The 19,128-nt window shown below is 58.7% G+C and carries 20 protein-coding genes and 1 pseudogene; 13 read left to right on the top strand and 8 right to left on the bottom strand.

The window, feature by feature from the left end; translation table 11 throughout:
* The first annotated feature begins 405 nt into the window (after positions 1–405).
* The 3 genes from ABIC03_RS00365 (at position 406) to ABIC03_RS00355 (ending at position 2,929) form a co-directional block, all read left to right on the top strand.
* Entirely contained in the window at positions 406–612 is a 207-nt protein-coding gene (locus ABIC03_RS00365; RefSeq protein WP_143273880.1) for a hypothetical protein, read from the top strand.
* A gap of 227 nt (positions 613–839) precedes the next feature.
* On the top strand, positions 840–2,303 hold the full coding sequence (locus ABIC03_RS00360; protein ID WP_354054588.1) for a hypothetical protein: 1,464 nt from the start codon (positions 840–842) through the stop codon (positions 2,301–2,303).
* A gap of 344 nt (positions 2,304–2,647) precedes the next feature.
* Entirely contained in the window at positions 2,648–2,929 is a 282-nt protein-coding gene (locus tag ABIC03_RS00355) for a hypothetical protein (RefSeq protein WP_354054586.1), read from the top strand.
* 263 nt (positions 2,930–3,192) lie between these two features.
* Here ABIC03_RS00355 and ABIC03_RS00350 read toward each other — a convergent pair whose 3' ends face one another.
* Positions 3,193–3,579 (bottom strand): hypothetical protein, encoded by a 387-nt coding sequence (locus ABIC03_RS00350; protein ID WP_354057455.1) that lies wholly within the window; start codon positions 3,577–3,579, stop codon positions 3,193–3,195.
* Between the two features lie 1,787 nt (positions 3,580–5,366).
* Between ABIC03_RS00350 and ABIC03_RS00345 the strand changes: the two genes are divergently transcribed.
* Positions 5,367–5,738, top strand: coding sequence for a PilZ domain-containing protein (locus ABIC03_RS00345; protein WP_354054584.1), 372 nt, complete (start codon positions 5,367–5,369; stop codon positions 5,736–5,738).
* Between the two features lie 905 nt (positions 5,739–6,643).
* Here the strand turns inward: ABIC03_RS00345 and ABIC03_RS00340 are convergent.
* Positions 6,644–6,802 (bottom strand): hypothetical protein, encoded by a 159-nt coding sequence (locus ABIC03_RS00340; RefSeq protein WP_354054582.1) that lies wholly within the window; start codon positions 6,800–6,802, stop codon positions 6,644–6,646.
* Positions 6,803–6,904: 102 nt separating this feature from the next.
* Here ABIC03_RS00340 and ABIC03_RS00335 point away from each other — a divergent pair, with 102 nt between their 5' ends.
* Both ABIC03_RS00335 and ABIC03_RS00330 read left to right on the top strand, forming a co-directional pair.
* The gene (locus ABIC03_RS00335) at positions 6,905–7,138 is read left to right on the top strand and encodes a hypothetical protein (protein ID WP_275174549.1); all 234 of its coding nucleotides are present in this window, start codon (positions 6,905–6,907) and stop codon (positions 7,136–7,138) included.
* A 219-nt stretch (positions 7,139–7,357) separates the two neighbouring features.
* Entirely contained in the window at positions 7,358–9,214 is a 1,857-nt protein-coding gene (locus ABIC03_RS00330) for an acyltransferase family protein (RefSeq protein ID WP_354054580.1), read from the top strand.
* A gap of 51 nt (positions 9,215–9,265) precedes the next feature.
* Here the strand turns inward: ABIC03_RS00330 and ABIC03_RS00325 are convergent, their stop codons facing one another.
* Positions 9,266–9,505, bottom strand: coding sequence for a hypothetical protein (locus ABIC03_RS00325; protein WP_354054578.1), 240 nt, complete (start codon positions 9,503–9,505; stop codon positions 9,266–9,268).
* A 569-nt stretch (positions 9,506–10,074) separates the two neighbouring features.
* On the opposite strand from ABIC03_RS00325, the pseudogene ABIC03_RS00320 reads away from it, so the two are divergent.
* From ABIC03_RS00320 to ABIC03_RS00305, 4 genes and pseudogenes are all read left to right on the top strand, one after another.
* Positions 10,075–10,362: pseudogene (locus tag ABIC03_RS00320) on the top strand (ATP-dependent DNA ligase); the annotation flags it as partial.
* A gap of 161 nt (positions 10,363–10,523) precedes the next feature.
* A complete protein-coding gene (locus ABIC03_RS00315; protein ID WP_354054576.1) occupies positions 10,524–10,754 on the top strand; it encodes an ATP dependent DNA ligase in 231 nt (76 codons plus the stop codon).
* A gap of 185 nt (positions 10,755–10,939) precedes the next feature.
* The gene (locus ABIC03_RS00310) at positions 10,940–11,116 is read left to right on the top strand and encodes a DUF3606 domain-containing protein (protein ID WP_354054574.1); all 177 of its coding nucleotides are present in this window, start codon (positions 10,940–10,942) and stop codon (positions 11,114–11,116) included.
* Between the two features lie 58 nt (positions 11,117–11,174).
* A complete protein-coding gene (locus tag ABIC03_RS00305) occupies positions 11,175–11,384 on the top strand; it encodes a hypothetical protein (RefSeq protein WP_354054572.1) in 210 nt (69 codons plus the stop codon).
* A gap of 156 nt (positions 11,385–11,540) precedes the next feature.
* On the opposite strand, the gene ABIC03_RS00300 is transcribed toward ABIC03_RS00305, so the two are convergent.
* Entirely contained in the window at positions 11,541–13,319 is a 1,779-nt protein-coding gene (locus ABIC03_RS00300; protein ID WP_354054570.1) for an adenylate/guanylate cyclase domain-containing protein, read from the bottom strand.
* Positions 13,320–13,696: 377 nt separating this feature from the next.
* On the opposite strand from ABIC03_RS00300, the gene ABIC03_RS00295 reads away from it, so the two are divergent.
* Entirely contained in the window at positions 13,697–14,056 is a 360-nt protein-coding gene (locus tag ABIC03_RS00295; protein ID WP_354054568.1) for a hypothetical protein, read from the top strand.
* Between the two features lie 764 nt (positions 14,057–14,820).
* On the opposite strand, the gene ABIC03_RS00290 is transcribed toward ABIC03_RS00295, so the two are convergent.
* Positions 14,821–15,180, bottom strand: coding sequence for a PRC-barrel domain-containing protein (locus tag ABIC03_RS00290; protein ID WP_354054566.1), 360 nt, complete (start codon positions 15,178–15,180; stop codon positions 14,821–14,823).
* Between the two features lie 210 nt (positions 15,181–15,390).
* On the opposite strand from ABIC03_RS00290, the gene ABIC03_RS00285 reads away from it, so the two are divergent.
* Positions 15,391–15,570, top strand: a complete 180-nt coding sequence (locus ABIC03_RS00285) for a hypothetical protein (protein ID WP_354054564.1) — start codon at positions 15,391–15,393, stop codon at positions 15,568–15,570.
* Positions 15,571–15,653: 83 nt separating this feature from the next.
* Here the strand turns inward: ABIC03_RS00285 and ABIC03_RS00280 are convergent, their stop codons facing one another.
* Positions 15,654–15,878, bottom strand: a complete 225-nt coding sequence (locus tag ABIC03_RS00280; RefSeq protein WP_354054562.1) for a hypothetical protein — start codon at positions 15,876–15,878, stop codon at positions 15,654–15,656.
* 977 nt (positions 15,879–16,855) lie between these two features.
* Between ABIC03_RS00280 and ABIC03_RS00275 the strand changes: the two genes are divergently transcribed.
* Positions 16,856–17,047 carry a hypothetical protein gene (locus ABIC03_RS00275; RefSeq protein ID WP_354054560.1) on the top strand — a complete coding sequence of 64 codons (192 nt, stop codon included), beginning with the start codon at positions 16,856–16,858 and terminating at the stop codon, positions 17,045–17,047.
* A 1,084-nt stretch (positions 17,048–18,131) separates the two neighbouring features.
* On the opposite strand, the gene ABIC03_RS00270 is transcribed toward ABIC03_RS00275, so the two are convergent.
* Positions 18,132–18,335, bottom strand: a complete 204-nt coding sequence (locus tag ABIC03_RS00270) for a hypothetical protein (protein ID WP_354054558.1) — start codon at positions 18,333–18,335, stop codon at positions 18,132–18,134.
* Positions 18,336–18,415: 80 nt separating this feature from the next.
* Positions 18,416–18,859, bottom strand: a complete 444-nt coding sequence (locus tag ABIC03_RS00265; protein ID WP_354054556.1) for a hypothetical protein — start codon at positions 18,857–18,859, stop codon at positions 18,416–18,418.
* Between the last annotated feature and the right edge of the window lie 269 nt (positions 18,860–19,128).

Raw genomic sequence — 19,128 nt, 5'->3', positions numbered from 1 at the left:
TTCTGCAGGCGCGCATCGTAGACCGGGCTCACGATGAACGCTTGAGACTGAAATGGCGATCCCGGCAGGATTGATTGAAATGAATCATTTCAAGAGCTTGATGGCGCGGTTAGGCAATTCTCCTGCCATTGTTTCTCTTAGAGGAATTTGGCGAATGCCTAACCTTCAGAGGGCAGGCGCGGGGTCTGATTCGTCCTCGATTGGCGACCCTTGCCCTGACCCTCTTTTTTGAGGGCACCCCGAGTATTTTCCTCGCCGGCCATACTTATCCCTATAGCACGACTGGCCTACCCGAGAGCATCCCGCAGCCTTGCCGCGCCGACCACCAAATATCGGCACCGTCGCTTTTAGCGATCGGCTCAAAAACTCGCACTATTCCTTACCAGACCAACAACGGAGGCTTTCATGGGTAATCGCGCCAAGCGTCGTGCGTGGGCATGTCGCGTCATGTCGGACCCGCGGCTCACAGATATGCACCGACAGCTCGCCTTGACGGCGGCCGAGATGGACCGCAGAGGATTCATCATGTGCGAGCTGGACGGCGAACTGTTTTTCGAGCCGAAACCGCAATACGCGGCAGCGAATACTGCTGCTGGCGTTGTCTATCTCTAGCTCTTTTATCAGGAGACCTTTGAGTGAGGATTACTAATGTGCGTCCCGGTTGGGATGCCAAGCATGTTGCAAAAATAGATATAGAGCTTGCCCCAGGAGTCCGAGCCGTAGACATCTCGGTTACTCGCAAGCCTGACGGCTCAATGCGCGTGTTTGGCGCTGGCGTCCGCTTTGACAGAGCCGTTGCTGATTTGCGCGCGCCGCGATAGCGGCTGGGGGGCGTGGCCATGGCCGACAGTAAAGCTCATAAGCCCGGCGGCCTTCTAGACCAATACAATCTGCTGGGTGCCATCATCGATGCGTCGTGGGCAACGCGCCTCGACCACAAGGTGGCCCGCCACATCATCGACCGCTATTACCCAAAGCATGGCAATGGCCGTGCCAGCCTGCGCTACCTGGAGCGGGCGACGGGAGCGAGTCGCCCCAACGTCATCGCATCGGTTCGCCGCCTCGCTGAGCAAGGTGCCATCGTTTTGGTTCGGCAAGGTCAGGGGACTCGCCCTTCCGAATTTTCCTTGAACTTCGAATTTCCCTCTAGCGGTATTGCTGACGATACCACTAGCACCAATGAGCCTAGTGGTTCTGTTAGCGATACCACTGGGGGTATTGCCCACGATACCTCTAGCGCCTCTAGCGGTACTGCTGACGATACCGAATCCTATCTACTGAATCCGGCCTACAAGGCCGAGATACAGAAAGATAGAGATGGCACGCGCCCGCCTACGGCGCCCCCGCACGGGGCTGGCCTTGCGGCCACCCCGGCTGGGGGGACGGCGGTGGAAGAGTTGGCGAGTTCCCAAGCCAAGCCAACCTTTGAGCTATGCTACCGCACGTATGACTGCCTCAAGGGCAAGAAGGAAGCCAGGGCGGCATGGGATGCGCTCCCCGCCGAGGTAGACCGCGCCGCCGTGATCAGGGTCGCTGCGGCATGGCAAGCCTCATGGGCGGCACAAGGTAAGCCTGACGCGCCGCGATACGCGCTGGCCCGCTGGCTCAAGGATGAGCGGTACGACGAGGACCCGCCGAAGGGCTTCCAGCCGAAGGAACGTCCGATCAGGGCGGCCAAGGTGAACTCCGCCATCACATCAACCACAGCCAAGCCCGCCAAGCGTGCGGTCCGAACAACCGCTACCACTGCTCGCATCACGTCTGTGGACGTTGTGAAAACTAAAGGCGCGACCGAGTTGCGTCTAGAATTCACGGACGGCGACGGCACGGTGTGGGACTACATCATCCCGCTTGAGCACGACGTCCAAGAAAAGCAGGAGGATGGCCAACGGTTATTCACGCGGCTTGGCCGTGCGACCGGCCTTGAGCGCATCGATGACACCGCGGAGCTATTAGGCCGTACCGTCATACTAACTGGCGACGACGCCGCATTCGCCGCGCCAGCAACCCGGCCGGATGACGAGCCGCCGTTGCCGGTCAAGCCCGAGCCGGTGGATCTGCATACGCCATCGGCCGCACCACCCCCCAGGCCGGCCGACTTTGGCACCAAGGAATGGGAGCGGCGCTATACGGCTCGGCAAGAGCGCGCCGCAGGCATGAGGGAATGGGATGCGGCGCATCCGGAATTCTTCGAGGATGCACCGGTCGACGATGCACCACCATCAAAGCGCCGGATGACTGTCGATGAGGAGCAAGCCGAATACGACGCTTGGTTTGAGGCCCAGTTAGAGGATGGCGCCTGATCACCGAGTCGTTTTTTTAAGCCGCGCAGACGGCCAATAGCATTTCACGGAGCCACAATGACACACGCCAACGACAATAGCCCGATACAGGCCAGCGACTTCACTGACCTTGCCGCCCGCCGTGCTTGGCTGGAAAGCGCACCAGCGACGCAAGCCACGCACCAGGGATAGCCACCCTGCGTGACGTGGGCCAAGCGGGCGGGGGTGAGACTACGTTCTTGGGCCTCCGGCTCTGGCGCGACTTGAACGCTCCGCCGCGGGCGGCTGCCAACGACAATGAGGTGCCAGATGAGGCGGATACGGAGAGCGGCGAGCAGCCCGTACTTCCGAGCATGGAGCGCGAGATGGTGGACGTCAGCGCGAAGCAACTGATTTGGGCGGTCGAAATCAAACGGGCGTGCTGGGTTGGTAACAAGCTCGTTAAGATCTGGGACGGGCACGCCTGGCTTAGTCCCGAAGAACGGTTCGGTGAGGTTCGGTATCGGGCAAGCGAGAAAGCCGACACAGAGAGCTGGGATGCTGAGATGCCGGATGCCCAAGGGGAGTTGGCTCGCGCGCTGGATACCGAGACCTTGCGCGGCCAGCTGGGCCATAAGGTGCACTGTGCTGGATATGGCCGGCGCTGACAGCACCTTAAGTGAGATAGGCGAATATCTCGGCTTTGCGGGCCAATACGCGGCAAGGATGGTGGGTAAGGAGGTGCGGGCGGCGGTAGCTGCGCTGAACGTGGCCATAGGCGGGGATGAGCAGGCTGCGGCTTAACATGTGTACTCAATAGGCCCATCCGCTTTGCCCCTAGGACGCGAAACCCGACAGGATGCGTGTCGGGTTTGGGGCCAAGAGTCAGACGGCCTTTTGGGGCCGCCTGATTTAGCCTCTAGCGGGTGACCTATTGGCAGAGATGCTGGAGACCGTCAGCACCCTTGAAATTGGTGCCGGGCCTGCAGGTGATGCCGTTGCGGGTAGCATACGAACTCCAGTTGCCGTACCAGCCGTTCTGGCCGTACCCCATCCCGCCGCCGTACCCCATCCCGCCGGACATGGCGTAGGAGTTGCCCCAGGCGCCGACGGTAGCGGCCGCCGCCACCGGATGATGGCGATACGCCGTTCGCCGGTATCGATAGACGGGGGTAGTCCCGGTTCCAAGACCCGTGCAGTTGGCGAATTCAGCTTGGCATTCGTCCGGATTGGAGAGAGCCGCCTGGGCCAGTGCAGCAGAGCTGGACAGCGCGGATGCCGCAATAACGACCGCGCCAAGAACTTTCAGATTTATCATGGCTTGCTCCTTGCGTTGGACCGTGGCGCACAATGCCAGGTCTAGCTTCTTCATGCGGGGGAATCGAGCGCGCCTTCTAATGCGGGTGCCTTGACGTAGATCAAGGAAGGTGCGGGCGAGCCTGTCCATTGTATTGATCACTGGGCCGGTCTTCTCCAACAGCCCAGTCTTCAACAAGGCCCGGCCGGGACTCGATCTCCGGCCGGGCTTTGTTTTGTCATGAACATCAAGACACCATTTCGACCTGAGCGCCGTGAGACGGAAATCACGGGCCGGGCGGTCCTTTGATCCATCTCAACGGCCGCGTTTGGGTCTCCGCGAGGGTTGGCCATGAACGGCCTGACGAGCCAAGCCCGGGTAAAGAAGCGCAAAGCCCAAGCCTTCGCGCGCGGAGGAGGGTCGACGCATCATCGAGGAATATGCGGACAGCCTGCGCGAGATCATCGGGAAGCTCCGTCGGCGCCTCAATGGAGGCACTGCCGGCTGAGAAGGTGACGACCAAGGTGCGGGGCTTCGGTTTCTATCAGGCGGTGCCGATATACATGATGCCGCGTGGCCTTGGTCAACCGTCGAGGAGTTTGCCTCAAGGCACCTGAGTCCGGCATGGGTCACGAGCGGCCTTTCGGTATCTCCGGCTGCTTACATCGGGTTGAGCACCGGGAACGGGCGTCATCGGCGCTGCGGGAGGTCAGAGATGGGCAACAGTGGAAGTGATGGCAATTCCGAACCGGTTCTTTAAACGGAACGAGTGCTCAGAAGATCAACGCTCTGTGTACAGGTGAACGGCTTTCCGGCTTCTATTGTTGAAGAAGAATTTAATGGAACGGGTGCGGGTGTGTCTTATCTGTTCGACCAACCGACACAATGTGCGGATCGACTATGAAACTTACGACAATCGGAATAGCAATACTCCTCGCTGTCCCAAGTGACTTTGCCCTTGCAGAAGGCACATTGAACTACAACCTTTCCACTGTTCGCCCTCCTGTTAGAGGCGTCACGATCCTGGCCCCTAGACGATCAGGCCTTAGAACATTACCTCCAGGAAGCTCACCAGCTTATGTCACTCCAGGTGGTGTGCGGATCTATCGCGACGACTCCGTTCCGGGTGGTCTGCGGACCGACCACGACGACCCTCCTTCCTACAATGATCCATCCAAGTTTGGCGGCGGCTGATCTGCGACATACAGCAGCGCGATCGGCTCGCCGCAAAAGCACATAGTGACCCAACGCTCGACTACATGACCGCAAAAAGAGAGGAGACGCCACTACGTCTTCGACCAGCGCAAAGGACCGCTCCGGGTCAAATGCGAAGAACTCAACGCGAGCAAATCTGGTCCGCCATGCCTAGGTAAGAGGACCTCGTGAATGATTGGTCGAGGGCTGCAACGAAGGCGTCGATCAAGCGAACCGGATTGTCATCTACAAGCCGGTCATCTAGCCATTCCGGCAACTAAGTAAATTGCCCACGATGACCCTCTTGATCGAACCGAGTCATGCCAGCCCCCCACCGATTCAGCGCGCTAGTGAGGGGCGTCGCGACTCCGCAGAATGGCCAATAGCTGCCAAAAGTGCTTCTCAATTCATCCGCCCGGGCAGCCTCGATCTGCGCGTTTCCGTGCATCGCGCGATTTTTTGAATCGTCCGTTCTTCGCTTTCATAGAAGAATTAGAGTCAACTCTAATTAGACAGGAGAACTGCTTGTTTCGCGGAGTGCACGAAATATCTTGTTTGACGAGGTTCGGCGGGACCGACAACTGAAGCAAAGAAGTTTGTGCGGAGTTCTCGCCATGATTGAAAGTTCAATGGAGCGTCGCGCTCTGCCGCGCGAGATCGTTAATGTGCCGGCCTTGCTTTCCTTCGATGGAATTATAGGGGTGCATCCGTGTGTAGTGCGCGACATCAATGCCTTTGGCGCTTGCCTTTCCGCGCCCTATTACATATTCGCCAGCGAGTTTGATCTGTTGTTCCGCGGGCTTCACAAGAAGCTTGCCTGTCGAGTGGTATGGAGGCGGGCAACCATTTCGGGCGTGGTGTTCGTTGTGCGCCGCCGCGCAACAAAGCCGGTGAGTGCAAGCGTCATTCAGCTTAATCCGTGCAATTCGCTCCCGCCTGTGAGACCCGTTGGCGACGTATGCGTCCTCCCCTTTGATGTGCATTGACCTAATGGTCTAGCATCGAATGGGGAAGAGGCTCGTGAGAACCGAGATGACCGCTGTCGCGGGCGCACCGGCTTGCACGCCAAGTGCTTCATGATAGCTGGCGACACGTTTTGATCGCGTTGGCCATGGGGCCGATTTGCAAGAGAGGGGTAGGGGCGGCTCAACGCTCTTGGACGATCCAGCTTAACTTCCGGCCGTACAGTCATAGAGTTTAGGCCGCAAGTTTCCAAAAAGTGTCACGGGCAAAAAAAGTTGCGAAATCCGCGGTGTCGCGTGTGCAAGTTCAACGGCGGTCCGCGAGGGTGACCGCGCCAGAAGCCTCACCTCCCCTCCGGGGGCGGTCACATCGGCCCAGAGCCGAAAAGTACAAGAGGCCGCGCCTACATCACAGCATGTAGCGGTTCCATGAAACACGCAAAGCGCTCCAGTCCACTAGGGTTTGCCTCTTCACATTTAGGCTGCTGTATCGGCAAAAGTGGTCACGCCAAGGGCGCTTCAAGAGATTGGTGCGTTGATGCAGCGCGGACAGCGAAAACCCCGCCTGGGGGAAGCGGGGCTTTCTGGTAGGGGTGAAGCTTAGGGACGCTTCGACTGTATGACGCGCGATCGCGGAAAAGGTTCAAAGCTAAAAAGCGAACCACGCCAATACTGCAATGATCGGGATGATTGCCACGCCGAGAAGCAGCAAGGGTGCCGGTTCATTGCCCGTCCTGTCGCTCACTGCTGATCCTCCTTTGCGACCGAGTCGGTGGCGCCCAGGCGATCGGCCCGGTGGTTGTTTTCGCTGTTGAGCTGCTCTCGGTATTCCCGCGCGGCCTTGAGAAGGGTCTCGCTAACCTCATCGTCCTACGTCTCGGCGGCGAGGGCTTCGGCCCGGTCGGCTTGGTTCTGAAGAGATTCCTTGGTCATCTCCCCTTCTTCTTGTTCTTCTTCAATACTTTCCCCTGCGCTCTAAACCCCGCGGCCAGAGCCTTCATTTGCCGAGACACGAATTCGTCGGCGGTCTTCTCAGCGGCCTTCTTGGCTACGCGAGCCTGCTGTTTAAAGGTTTTCGCCGGCTTCATGGGCGCACAACTCTTCCCAAAAAGTCGAGTTCCTGAAGAATCTGGCTTGAGTATTCGTTCGCTTTTCGTTCTAATGTGTCTTTTTCCAAACGAGAGGCGGATATGGCCGACCTGAACTACATCAGGAAGGAGATCGAGCGCATGCGCACCCAAGTGGGGCGCCAGCGAAAGGAGATCCTCCAACTCCAGCGGGCGGGCATATCGACTGCATCGGCTGAGACCTTGCTCTCGCGAATGCTAGGCAAGATCGATACGCTCTGCGACCAGCGAGACGCGCTGAAGAAGACCGACACGCATCACAATAAGGGCAGGGTGCTCGGCGGGCGTCGATGGTAATGGCCTATTCGGCGAGGCGCGGGATTTGTGCTCGGCCTTCTGGAGCCCTTCAACGTTTGTCACAATTCCGCGCGAACCGGTCTTCAAGGCATCCTGCGATTTCGATTCATGGCTCGGCTAGACGTTGGTACGTGCTCAGGTTAAATCAACCGCAATTTGCGATCTCCAGGCGCGTGCAGCTTGTAGGCGATCACAAATCCACAGGCCGTTGAAGAACGGATGCCGCATCCTGCAACGTCCATGAAACCATCGGAAAATTATCGACCGGATATTGACGGGCTTCGCGCTGTTTCGATCCTGCTAGTGGTCGGCTATCACGCGCATCCCTGGATGTTGTCCGGCGGCTTCGTTGGCGTCGACATCTTCTTCGTCATTTCGGGCTTTCTCATCACCCGGATATTGCTGGCGCCCGACGGCTTCTCGCTCTCGACATTCTACGGGCGACGGATCAAACGCATTTTTCCGGCGCTGATCACCGTCCTGTTGGCCACTTATGCGCTCGGATGGATGATCCTGCTCCCGTCAGAGTTACGTCTGCTCGGAGAGAACATGGCCGCCAGCGTGCTCTTCGTTTCGAATTTGTTCCAGGTCGGGCAGGCTGGGTACTTTGCGCCGCGGGCTGCCGAAAATCCGCTTCTTCATCTGTGGTCGCTCGGCGTCGAAGAGCAATTCTATATCTTTTGGCCGTTGGCTCTCGGTCTGATGGTGCATTCGCCGCATCGTCGGCAGATCATCGTCGGATTGATCGGAGTCTCGCTGGCAGCCGGACAGGTTTTGGCGTGGACCAATCCGGATTGGGCCTTCTATGCGCCCGTTCCGCGCGCCTGGGAGTTGTTGATCGGTGGTCTCGTCGCTGAGGCCAATCTCGTGAAGAAAGACAGTAGCAATCTCCTGAGTGCGGCCGGCGTTGGCGCAATCTTGGCCTCCGCGCTGCTGTTTGATAAATCGATGCTTTTTCCGGGGGCGCTGGCGCTGCTCCCCGTGCTCGGCGCTGCAGTCGTGATCGCGACGCCAAATGCCGCTGTCAACCGACTGCTGTTGTCGAGCAGGCCCGCTGTGCTGCTTGGCCTCATCAGCTATCCACTCTATCTTTGGCATTGGCCGCTCCTGGCTTACCTCGGCGTTGTTCGGCATGGGGTGCCGAACTTCCTCGAAGTATGGGCCGCGGTTGTCGCCGCGATCGTGCTCTCGATTCTGACATATCGCTTCGTCGAATGGCCGGCTCGTCGCGGGCGCAATGTCGTGCCGGCATTGTCGATGACTCTAGCGTTAGTCGGGGTGATCGGCGTCGCAACGATCCTCTTTGCCGGCTTCGTCTCGCGATTTCCAGAGAAACTGCAGGCGATCGCGGCAGTCAGCACTGACGACAATTCCGCATTCAAAGACCACTGCTTCCTCGAGGCGCCGGGCAGCAGCTTTGATATGAGCTGCATCGAGCAAGGTGACGGACCTTTGCTTCTGTTGTGGGGAGATTCAAATGCTGCGGCGCTCTTTCCGGCTATAGCCGATGCGGCCAGATCGGCATCGTTCCGGGTAGCGCGTCTCAGTGCGCCCGGTTGCGCGCCGATTCTTGAGGCCGGACCCAATGCGTCCTGCAAGCAAAGCAACGAGGCGGCTTTTGGCCACATCAAGGTATCTCACCCCGATGTTGTAGTGCTGCACGCGATGTGGGGATTTGACAACGACCTGGACAAGCTCGGCGGCACCATCGCTACCTTGCGCAAAGCCGGCGTCGCCCGGGTGGTCATTATTGGGCCGCCGCCGGTTTGGAAGCGCACCCTCCCGCACGCCATCGTCAATCACTATCGTTTCTCGCACGAATTGCCGGACCGACTTGGATCCGGCGTGTCCGGTCCGGCCGAGGACAACCTGATGGCTGGGTTCAGCAAATCGGTGGGCGTGCAGTATGTGTCCGTGAGGAACGTGCTTTGCGATCAGCGCCAGGAGTGCCTGGTGCGCACGCCAAATGGAGACGCGGTTGCAAGCGATACAGTTCATCTGACATCAAGCGGGGCGAAATTGGTGCTCGACGCAATCGGCCCATATATCGTTTCCGGCCAAGCTTTAACTCGCTAGTCGGCAGCAAATTCGCCGTCGTTGAACTATGTCATGCTCGGAGCCGGCTGCCTAGCTCCACTCGTTCTCGGGCAATGAGCCAGGCGGCGGCATAAGCTCTTCCAGGCCGGCTTCGATGATAACAAGTTCGTCCTGAACGGCTTGAATGGAGTTCGCCGGATCGATGCCCGAGACGGCCTGCAGCTCGCCAAGCATCTTGCGCCGATGCGCGAGCAATTCTGCCAGAGCGCGTCGATCCTTGCCCCTCAATAACCTGCGACAATCAACTCCATGGCTTTTGACATTCGGCATCATCTCCGCAGCCAATCATTGGTGCAAGCAAACTCCCGCCAAGCTGACCTGTGTTGTCGGTACTGATCTCCCGCCGGGCCCGGGCGCGCCGCAGCGGCGGTACTGAGAAGGAATTAGCACACAGCGTTCGCTTCCTGTTCGGCTGCCGTTCTCGTTGACGTTGAAAATACAACCTGGAATCGCGATTGCGGTTGTATGAGGGAACGCCGGGGAACGCCGCATCGGCTTCGCCGTTGGAGAGTCGCGAATAAGGTAGGTAGACTGCCCCGCCGTCGGCTCCCAACACCGGCGGCGGGCTTTTTGTGAGTTGCGTTAGTGGCAAAGCGTATCCGGGCACCGGCCAAGAAGCCGCGAGCTTCCATGCCGGGCTTCATCAGTCCGCAGTTGGCGACCCTGAAGATGAAGGCTCCTTCGGGGGCTCAGTGGATTCACGAAGTCAAATACGACGGCTACCGCATCCAGCTCCATATCGACGGCGACGACCGTAGGCCTTCACCCGCAACGGCTATAATTGGATCAACCGGTTTGCCGTCATTGCCGGCGCCTTCGACATCCCAGGTCAGGCTATCGTGGACGGGGAGGTGGTTGTAATCCATCAAGGGCGAACGAACTTCTCAGAACTTCAGGCCGACCTCGGCAGGGGCGACCAGGACCGGCTGGTTTACTTCGCCTTCGATCTTCTATGGTTGGACGGGAAGGACCTTCGCAGGATGGCTCAGCTTGCTCGCAAGGAGCTCCTGAAGCAGCTGATAGACGAGAACGGGCTGGAAGCACCGATCTTCTACAGTGAGCACCATGAAGGTGACGGGCAGGCGCTGTTCGAGGCGGCCAGCAAGCTGAACTACGAGGGCATCGTCTCCAAGCGGGTTGATGCGCCGTACCGGTCGGAGCGGGTTGAGGCCTGGCAGAAGATCAAGACGGTGAGCGCGAAAAAATCCTCGTCGTTGGCTTCGTCAAGGACCCGTCCGGCGTCGCCGCGCTCTACCTCGGCAAGCAGGAAGGGAAAGAGGTGCGGTACATGGGGAAAGTCGGGACGGGCTGGAGACGGACGAAATCGGCGGAGATCCGCAAGGCTCTCGATACCGTCGTCAGCCCGAAGCAAAAGCTCACGAAGCGCATCAAGAAGCCGAAGCCCACCTGGATCGAGCCGAAGTTCTACGCCGAGATCGAATACCGGGACATCACCTCCGAAGGCCTGCTGCGGGCCAGCTCTTTCAAGGGGCTCAGCAAGGGAACGCGGCGTTCCTGACCGCGTTTTCTCCACGTGTGAGTGGAGTACCGGCATGCCGGATCGCGTAACCCAAGCGGTAAAAGAAGCCCAAGCCATCCTCGCTCGCTATGTCGAGCCTGGGCCGAGGGACAGCGAGAAGACGATCAATGACCTGCTGGCCGTTCTTGACGATGAGCGGCTTGTCCAGGCGATGGAGGAGGAAGATGAGCGACAATCTCACCAAGCGGGACCAGCGCGACCGTAGCAAGATCAACATGCATGAAGACTTCGAGGTCAAGTATTGGACCAAGCAGCTTGGTGTCTCGAAGGATGAGTTGCAGAACGCCGTCGACAAGGTAGGCAATTCGGCCGCCGCGGTTCGCAAAGAATTAGCGGCGTGACCGAGGCGCGCGGTATGCTTGCGATCTTTGGTGCAAGGCCCGCGCGCTTTTTCATGCCATGACCAATCCCAACTGCCCCATCTGCCTCGGCATCGGCTTCGTCTGCGAGAACCACCCGGACCGGGCCTGGAGCGCAGAGCTTGGCTGCCAGTGTGGTGCCGGTGATCCGTGCGCCTGCAACAGGTCGCCGGACATAGACGCGGGAATCGAAGAGCCGGATGCCAGCCAGATCATCGAACACGCAGGCGTGGAGAAGCGCCGTCATTGACGAGCCGCTTGATCGGTCCACGATTCACATCCTGTGAAGCGAGCGATAACGAGAACGTCGCCCGCAGACCCGATTTGCTCACGCTGAGTTCTTGGCATTTTGACCCGAGGCGGACAAACTGGAACAGCGTCATCTTGGAGACCATTTGCCCTTGCTTCAACTCAACTTGTCTTCTGGAACTCCGGCCAAGCTTAGCCCCTCATAGATCCGCTCCCGCTGGTTCAGAAAGGTCGGGTTTTCACTGCGCCGTTCATTGCGAAATCTGGCGATGGTAAAGTTCGGGTCAAGCCGGAGGCCGGCGTTCCGCGCCTCCCGTGCCTCCGCGGTGCGGCCGTTGAGCGCCAATGACGTCGCGAGGAAGAAATAAGGCATGGCAACGTTTGGATTCATTCCGACCGACTTGCGCAGCCGGTCCATGGCCGAGTCCAGCCGACCGAGGAACAGGTCGGCGATACCCAGCAGGGCGTACCAGCGATCTAGCCCGGGGTCGCGCGGGCTTAGCCGGATCGCATTTGTGAGGTCGGCTTCTGCTTCTTCAGCACGACCCAGCAGTACTTTCAAAAAGCCTGCATCAGCATGGGCCCAAGCCAGATTAGGATCCATGGCAATAGCGAACTCAAGTTCGCGCAGCGCTGGTTCCGTCGCGCCCGAGACATGGAGGAGATTGGCGTGAACGAAATGGGCCAAGGCATTGCTTGGAGCAAGCCTCAGTGCCTCGCTGATGGCCATCCCGGCGATGCGTAGCTGTTCGTCCCGATTGGTCGAGGCGAAGGTGCGAAGCTCGTTGCCGTGGTAAAAGGCGAGACCAACCAGCGCCTCGACGTTCCTAGCGTCTAACCGGAGCGCCGCATCGAACAGGTCACATGCCGCGCGGTCGCGGCGCAGCGACAGGGGTTGGTTGAGGATTGCCCATCCCCGCATGGCGAGGTCCACGGCATCCATATTGTTCGGTCGTTCGCGCTCCGCGCGACGGCCCTCTGCGGCAACGAGCTCGATACCGACGGTCCGGGCGAGGCGCGTGGTGATCTCGTCTTGCATGTCGAAGATGTCGGCGCGGGGCTTATCGAAACGCTCGGCCCACAGGTGAGCACCGGTTCCCGTATCAATAAGCTGCGCGTTCACCCGAATGCGGTCCCCGCTGCCTTGCACGCTACCTTCCATCACGTAACGTACTCCGAGTTCGCGCCCGATCACGCGCGCGTCCGCCGGCTTATTTCTGAAGGTGAAGGCTGTGTTGCGTGCGATGACGAAGGCGCCAGGAATGCGCGACAGGTCAGTTGTCAGGCTTTCGGTCACGCTGTCGACAAAATAGTCCTCCTCGCTCCTGCCGCCGAGATTGACGAAAGGCAGGACAACGATGGAAAGCCGCGGTGTGACAGGGTACGGCGCCGCCGCTGCAGCAATTCGTGGTGACAGCGCGTAGACCCGTACCGGCTCGGCAAGGTTCTTCAGGTTCTGCTCACCTAGATCTTGCGCTGCCATATCAATTTTGCCACGCACTTGGTGATAGGCCGCACTAGACAGGCAAATGCCACCGGGCTCAGCAATCCCCTCTAACCTTGCCGCTACATTGACGCCATCGCCCATAAGGTCGCCATCGTCTTCTACGACCACGTCTCCGAGATTGATGCCGATGCGAAACTCGATGCGCTTATCCTGTGCGAGGTCAGAATTGCTCTCGATCATGGCCCCTTGCATCTCGATCGCCGAACGAACTGCATCCACAACCGAGGCGAACTCGGCCAGCAGGCCATCTCCAGTCGTTTTGACTATGCGCCCGCGATGGGTTGCGATCACAGGATCGATTAGGTTCTTGCGGACGGCCCGGAGGCGCTCGAGCGTGCCTTCCTCGTCAGCTCCCACTAGCCGACTGTAGCCGACTGCATCGGCCGCTAGGATCGTCGTCAGCCGTCGACTTGGCCGCTCTATCGCCAAATCTCCCTCCTGTCTCGGTCGGACCCAGTCTACGCATTTAGCTCTAGGTGCCAAGGGATTCGGTGATGAGGGGCGCGGTTCGGTATGTCGGCTTCTCGCCCTTCACAAAAGTGCGTCTGGTTATCAGGGTAGACCGGAGTGCGCTGGCATCAGCCGAAACGGTGCTAAGTAGAGCTCTGGCTGTCTACCCGAAGTCCCCACGAGGACACGGTGAAAAACTGAGGGCGGTTACATCCCCAAGAGTACCGCACGCTAACGCGACATGTCGTCCCGTGTTTGAACGTGTCAACGTTGCAGTCACAAGTTTTCAGCAGTTTTGCGGAAATGTTCGGAGATGCGCACGTTGATGCAGTGGAGGGTTTAGATGGAGAACGGCCATGCGAAAGCTTTCCTTGGCATTTGTTGCCGCGTTGCCACTCATTTCGATACCCGCTGCCGCGCAGCAAACGGGCGCGACGTCTCAGGCCGGTGTGGACCAAAACGTGCAAACTGAAGCCGACAAAGGCATCAAAACCCGCAACTCCGGTGAATCTGGCTATGTGGCCAATCAAGACAAGCGTGGCGCGGCTTCTCATGCGCCCGGCGAGACAACCAGCACGGCAGGAATGACAACCGGTAGCAGGACACCCAACGATCAATCAAAGATCAACAGTTCCTCCGTTGTGCTTCGAAACTTGCACGCCCTGTTCTCCGAGCAGTCTCGCTGCGCTATTTTTCCGCGCGGAGCCGTCCTTTAGGGAAGCATTGTAGTCGGCCTGCCGCCCGCGCAATAAGAACTGAAACTCGCCATGGGCCGTTGGGGTCTCGAGCAAATGGATCGCCAATTAGGCCTTCGATCCGAGGGTAAAGAGTTGTTGGCCTTAGACGAGAGCGAGATGGCGCTGGCACCGCGAGACGTGGCCTTGGAGGCTCTGGCTGCGATGGAGATAGGTGCTCGTGGCCAATGAAACCATGGTCCAGCCTCATTTGAGACTGGAATCGCCGATCAATATCCATCGCGCTAGAGGGGGAGACTGCGGGACGTGGGGAACGAGCGGCGACGTAACGTCTATACTGCGCAGATATTGGTCGACGGCAGTCCTGTGCGATGCAAGGTCCGGCACCTCACGGATTCCTCTGCGATCGTCCAAATCGATAGCGCGCCTATCGTGCCCGCGGCATTTGGGCTTCGCGTTCCATGTGCTGGCTTGAATGTCGATTGCTCCGTTGTATGGCGTGATGAGCGCCGTCTCGCTGTGAAGTTTCTCAACTGATCGCAACGTCTTTGTCGACGTTGATCTATAGGGATGCTGATCCCGAGGTAAACTCAGCGCGTTCGATTGCGCACGCGCCTTTTCTTACCGGCTTGGTGCCGTGAAGCGGAGTCGTTCTGCGCAGGTGAGTGCTGCAGTTGCCACGTGGGGGGCAACGTCGGGTTCGTGATGTACAGCACCGGGACGGCCAGATTCTGTTATGGCTGGCTTTGAGACGAAAAGACCGCCCGAAGGCGGTCTTCCCAGTGTTACGTAAATGAGCTCCCGTAATACTTGTTCACGTTAGTCTCACTTTGATCCGACCAATTCCAGCTGCTTTCGTCGCTGTACTTGGGGGCAGCCTTTAGCCGGTCTTCCGTAATGTTGGTGACGTACCCACCGAGGCTCTCATCGTATGTGAGGGACTGCCACGGCAAGGGGTAGTAGTCATCGCCAATCCCGAGGAAACCTCCGAAGCTCAAAACAGCGTATTTTACCTGGCCGCTTCTTTTGTCGATCATCACGCGCTCGACGCTACCGATCTGCTTACGGTCGGCGCCGTAGACCGTGGTCCCCTCAACTTTGTCGCTGCCGATCAGATTGCTCGTTTCTCGATCTTGCATTCCCATTGCTTGCCTCCGTGTTGGCATTCTTGGAATGAGCCTGCATGATGGTTGTCCATCAGCAGAATCAGATAACGGATTCAAGCCGCAACAGTTTCTCTCGGACCCACGCGATGACAACGCTTTAATGTTTCCGTCTAATTGACGAGCGGCAGAGACATCGCCCGCCGGAACGCAATCCTCTCGCCGGATTTGATCAGGCTCATAAAAACCGGGATGAGCGATCAGATGGACACAAGCTTTCTTCAAGATGTGCTACGGCAAATTGAGAACGAGGTGGTTGCAAGTGAACGGCGGCTACTGGCCGAACTGGAAGCGTTGGTCGCTGAAAAGAAACGCCAGAGACTAGACACCGAAAATGAGGAAACTGAGTTGCACTGCATGCGCGAAAGCTAGAGACTTCGCCAGCAGGACCGACAGCATTAGCGGCCAGATGTAACGCGACCAAGCGGCGCAAAGGCGACGGAGTCCCATTTGGATCACTCCGCCGCTTTCAGACCCGGTTCGGTCAGTTCATAACGCCAGCCGTGCTTCACGAGCCAGCCCCCTTCGACCATCTTGCGCGCCAAACCCATCGAGCACGCAGGTTGATTGCCTCCCGGGTGATAAAGCCCGTCCTCGCGCTGGACCAAAAAGCCGTGCACGCGGGCCAGCCGAAGGGCCTTGCGCATCCCAGGAAATAGAATGACGGACTCCTCGCTCATATTTCTGCCAAGCGACGGAACGAGCTAAGGTTCCTGAGAGGCGAAGGCGCCCCTAACGAAAGCCGCCGCCATGCTCATGCTGCGTGGGATCGCCCCCAATTCCTACACCGTCTAATCCTCAGCCCGCCGGTTCACGCTGGCGGGCATTTCAGCTTTGTTAAGCTTCTGAGATCGTTCTGACATGGATCAAGGGGCGCCGGCGAGCCATCCATCGTCTCTATCGCTGGGACTGTCCTTCTCCAGATAAGCCCAGTGTTCAGCAAGGCCCAGCTGGGTCCCGATCCCCCGCCGGGCTTTCTTTGTAACTCCCCGAGGCCGATTCGACCTGAGATCCATCTCAACGGCCGCGTTCGGTTTCTCCGCGACCCTCGGGCCGCCTGACGAGCCTCACCCGGCTAAAGAGGCACCTGAGCCCAAGCCCACGCGATTCGCAGCGGCCGTTCAGGCACTGGATGCTGCAGGTCACATGGCCGTCAGCCAGCGGGAGGATAATGGCCCCCATTTAGTTTATCGGCCAGTGTGCGCATGCTTCCGTTGCTCTGGTTCGGCGGCGCCGTACAGGCTCGGCAGGGTGCGCCTCGCAATCCTCAGAAAGTGGAAAAATGCCAGCAGCTCGCGGGTTTTCGAGTGTGGGCGAAGAGGAAAGGGACAACGTCGCGCAAAGCGAGAGTTCGTGATCGCCTGCATGCACGGTAAGCAAAGCTGAGCAGGCGCTTCGAGCGGCCATCTTCGGACGACCCACCGCGGTTCACACTGGCGGCCATACGGCGAAGGCCGCGGCGGGAGGTTAAATCGCAGCGGCCCCCGCGGGGTCAATGGAGCCGGGTTAAAAGGGCCAAGTGCAGCCAGCCCCGGTGCAGAAAATTCTGCCCCAGCTTCGTCTCGTTTGCAAATACAAATTCGGTATAACCGCAGTGGGCATTTCGTCCAGGCGTGGAACAATTGCGCTAATCTCTCAGCGAACCGGAGCTTGGCGCGTGCGAAACCACAAACCTGAGCAGTGGACCAAGGGCGATGTACAGATGCTGATCAAAATGATCAACGTTGGCTCGACCGCGGGCGAAATCGCAACCGAGCCACCTTCGGAAACGACGTGGACCCGGGCGGTGATGATCGTCCGGTCCACCCCCGCAAAGATGCTGGTTTACTGGATAAGGAGCGCGCATTGATGTATCAGGAGCGCTTTTCGGTGCGAGATCGCGAGACTCGTGTGCTGAACGGTGCGGACGGAGCCTTCTTCTGATCGAGTGCCAGTCTTAGTCTTTTCCTCAGACGAAGGATTTTTGCATATTCCCGTGCGATCTCTGGATCGATGCGGAGTCTTTCTAGTCGCTGCTCGTGGAGTTTCAACAATGCCGCAACATACGAATTTTGAATTGGCGGGATACGCATGGAAAACCCTCCAAGGAAGGAAATGCGCAAAAAACGGTCGCTCTCAAATTTGTTTCAACGCAAAAACTTGGAAGGTGACCTGCGCTAACCTCCAAGCAGCCTGTCGAACCAACGGCAGGCCAAAAGGGCCGGCTCACTCCCCGCAGAGCCTTGGCCATCAGGCCGAGCGGGGAGCTGGCGCGCCGATCCCCCATCGCGGTACCATGCTAAAAATGTGCCATGACAGTCTTGTGAAGGCGGCCTGCGCTCAATGACCGCTGATCTCAACAAAGGAGAACCGCAGTTCCGCAGTTCCGCAGCTCGTTCGCCTGCACGCCAGGAATAAAGGACCGTCCACTACCTTGAGTGCCTTAGGCGCTGACGCCTGCGGCGGGAGATGGAATGGCGTAGCCTGTCGCAGCCCCGCCAGTCGAAAGTTGCGAGTATCGCCGCGGAGCTCCCGCTTAAGGCCGATCATCGTATTTTTCACAGCGTGGATCGCCGCGCTTTACTTGTTCGACCTCATTCAGCGGTGGAATGCATTGCAGGAGCCCGTACAAATCTTGGTACGGTGCTGGGGCGCGGCGGCAAACAGTTGAGCCAACTGGCACCTCAACATACTGACCTGTCGCCAATGAGTATGAGCATGGCGGTAGTTCAGACGGTTTCTCTTTTTTCTGGGCCAGAACGGACGTAGGTAAAATCAGGACGACAGCGACGATCGAGATTGCTCGCATGGCAATTATCCCAAATTCTATGCATCTACCCAGAGTTTAGGGCCACACTACCTTGCTAGCAACGGTCTCTGGTGGTGGCCCCGGTTCACTCCGATCAAGCCTGCCGCCCGGCGGTTAGCCAAGCCTCCTGCAGGCGGCAACGCGCTTAACGAGGCACCTCTGCGTCGCGGACGGCCGCAACTGCATTCGCCCGATCTGTCGCCTGACCCTCGTGTGATCGAAGCATTGCTTTGAACTGCTCCCTTACACCACCAAGATCATGATTGATTGAGGCATCGCGAACCATGACAAGCGCATCGGTGTGAATGAGCAGTGTGACGGCGACGGCTACCTGAGAAATGATCTTCATGGACGCCTCCTGTAGGAAGCCATCATCTGTCAAACCGAAGTGCGGCCAAACCGCGGCCGTTCACTCCCTCAGGCTGCGTACTAACTCCCTGCGGGGCTAAGTTCGGCGGCCGCAGCGGCCGCGGCAGAGCGATCGGTTGCAGCGTGGCCGGAGGTCATTGCACTAGGGTGGACCTCGACTTCCAGGGTCGAAGAACCGACTTCGTGCCGGTTCTTCCCTGAAATCAGCAGCGTGAACTTGTCGACACTGTGCTGATCATCTGAGCCGCCGGCGAAGTATCGAAAGCCTGATCCGACAACAACGAGCCGTCCTTTGCTTGGAGCTTGCACGACCGAGACGTCATAAATCTGCATGTAAGACCAGCGGAGACCCTGGATGCAGTCCTGGCTGGGCGCAATGGTCATGCTCCAGGTCATAGTATCGGAGGCCAATGCAAATGGCGTTCGATCCTTGACGCACAACGAGCTTGCGCTTGCCGGCTGGCACAGAAAGGCCGCCGTGGCGGCACAGAGCAGGTATTTCATGGCATGTCCCCAAGTCCCGACCCGCACACTATCGGGCAGGCTTTGAGGGGCCGTTCCGACTTTTGCTAAAATTGTCCCTTTCTCAGTCACTCCCTCAGGGTGTGCGGGAGGGGCGTCGAACCATTGCCCGCGAGCGCAATGAAATTGAGCCAGGGATAGCGGCAAGGGCGGAGGTGCTAGTGGACTTGACGATAAATCGATGGATGTCGGCCTCGTCGTGCCGAACAGCAACGCGCCTCGATAACTTCAGCGGCCTGGTGAATCAACAT

This window comes from Bradyrhizobium sp. RT6a, from assembly GCF_040547675.1.
In the GTDB taxonomy this organism is placed as follows: domain Bacteria; phylum Pseudomonadota; class Alphaproteobacteria; order Rhizobiales; family Xanthobacteraceae; genus Bradyrhizobium.
Note: the sequence above shows the minus strand (reverse complement) of the source record. Positions and strands in the feature narration are given on the sequence as shown.

Bases quoted from the DNA above. Each gene is read 5' to 3' on its own strand.
- ABIC03_RS00365 (WP_143273880.1), top strand. From the start codon at position 406: ATGGGTAATCGCGCCAAGCGTCGTGCGTGGGCATGTCGCGTCATGTCG.
- ABIC03_RS00360 (WP_354054588.1), top strand. From the start codon at position 840: ATGGCCGACAGTAAAGCTCATAAGCCCGGCGGCCTTCTAGACCAATAC.
- ABIC03_RS00355 (WP_354054586.1), top strand. From the start codon at position 2,648: ATGGTGGACGTCAGCGCGAAGCAACTGATTTGGGCGGTCGAAATCAAA.
- ABIC03_RS00350 (WP_354057455.1), bottom strand. From the start codon at position 3,579: ATGATAAATCTGAAAGTTCTTGGCGCGGTCGTTATTGCGGCATCCGCG.
- ABIC03_RS00345 (WP_354054584.1), top strand. From the start codon at position 5,367: ATGATTGAAAGTTCAATGGAGCGTCGCGCTCTGCCGCGCGAGATCGTT.
- ABIC03_RS00340 (WP_354054582.1), bottom strand. From the start codon at position 6,802: ATGAAGCCGGCGAAAACCTTTAAACAGCAGGCTCGCGTAGCCAAGAAG.
- ABIC03_RS00335 (WP_275174549.1), top strand. From the start codon at position 6,905: ATGGCCGACCTGAACTACATCAGGAAGGAGATCGAGCGCATGCGCACC.
- ABIC03_RS00330 (WP_354054580.1), top strand. From the start codon at position 7,358: ATGCCGCATCCTGCAACGTCCATGAAACCATCGGAAAATTATCGACCG.
- ABIC03_RS00325 (WP_354054578.1), bottom strand. From the start codon at position 9,505: ATGCCGAATGTCAAAAGCCATGGAGTTGATTGTCGCAGGTTATTGAGG.
- ABIC03_RS00315 (WP_354054576.1), top strand. From the start codon at position 10,524: ATGGGGAAAGTCGGGACGGGCTGGAGACGGACGAAATCGGCGGAGATC.
- ABIC03_RS00310 (WP_354054574.1), top strand. From the start codon at position 10,940: ATGAGCGACAATCTCACCAAGCGGGACCAGCGCGACCGTAGCAAGATC.
- ABIC03_RS00305 (WP_354054572.1), top strand. From the start codon at position 11,175: ATGACCAATCCCAACTGCCCCATCTGCCTCGGCATCGGCTTCGTCTGC.
- ABIC03_RS00295 (WP_354054568.1), top strand. From the start codon at position 13,697: ATGCGAAAGCTTTCCTTGGCATTTGTTGCCGCGTTGCCACTCATTTCG.
- ABIC03_RS00290 (WP_354054566.1), bottom strand. From the start codon at position 15,180: ATGGGAATGCAAGATCGAGAAACGAGCAATCTGATCGGCAGCGACAAA.
- ABIC03_RS00285 (WP_354054564.1), top strand. From the start codon at position 15,391: ATGAGCGATCAGATGGACACAAGCTTTCTTCAAGATGTGCTACGGCAA.
- ABIC03_RS00280 (WP_354054562.1), bottom strand. From the start codon at position 15,878: ATGAGCGAGGAGTCCGTCATTCTATTTCCTGGGATGCGCAAGGCCCTT.
- ABIC03_RS00270 (WP_354054558.1), bottom strand. From the start codon at position 18,335: ATGAAGATCATTTCTCAGGTAGCCGTCGCCGTCACACTGCTCATTCAC.
- ABIC03_RS00265 (WP_354054556.1), bottom strand. From the start codon at position 18,859: ATGAAATACCTGCTCTGTGCCGCCACGGCGGCCTTTCTGTGCCAGCCG.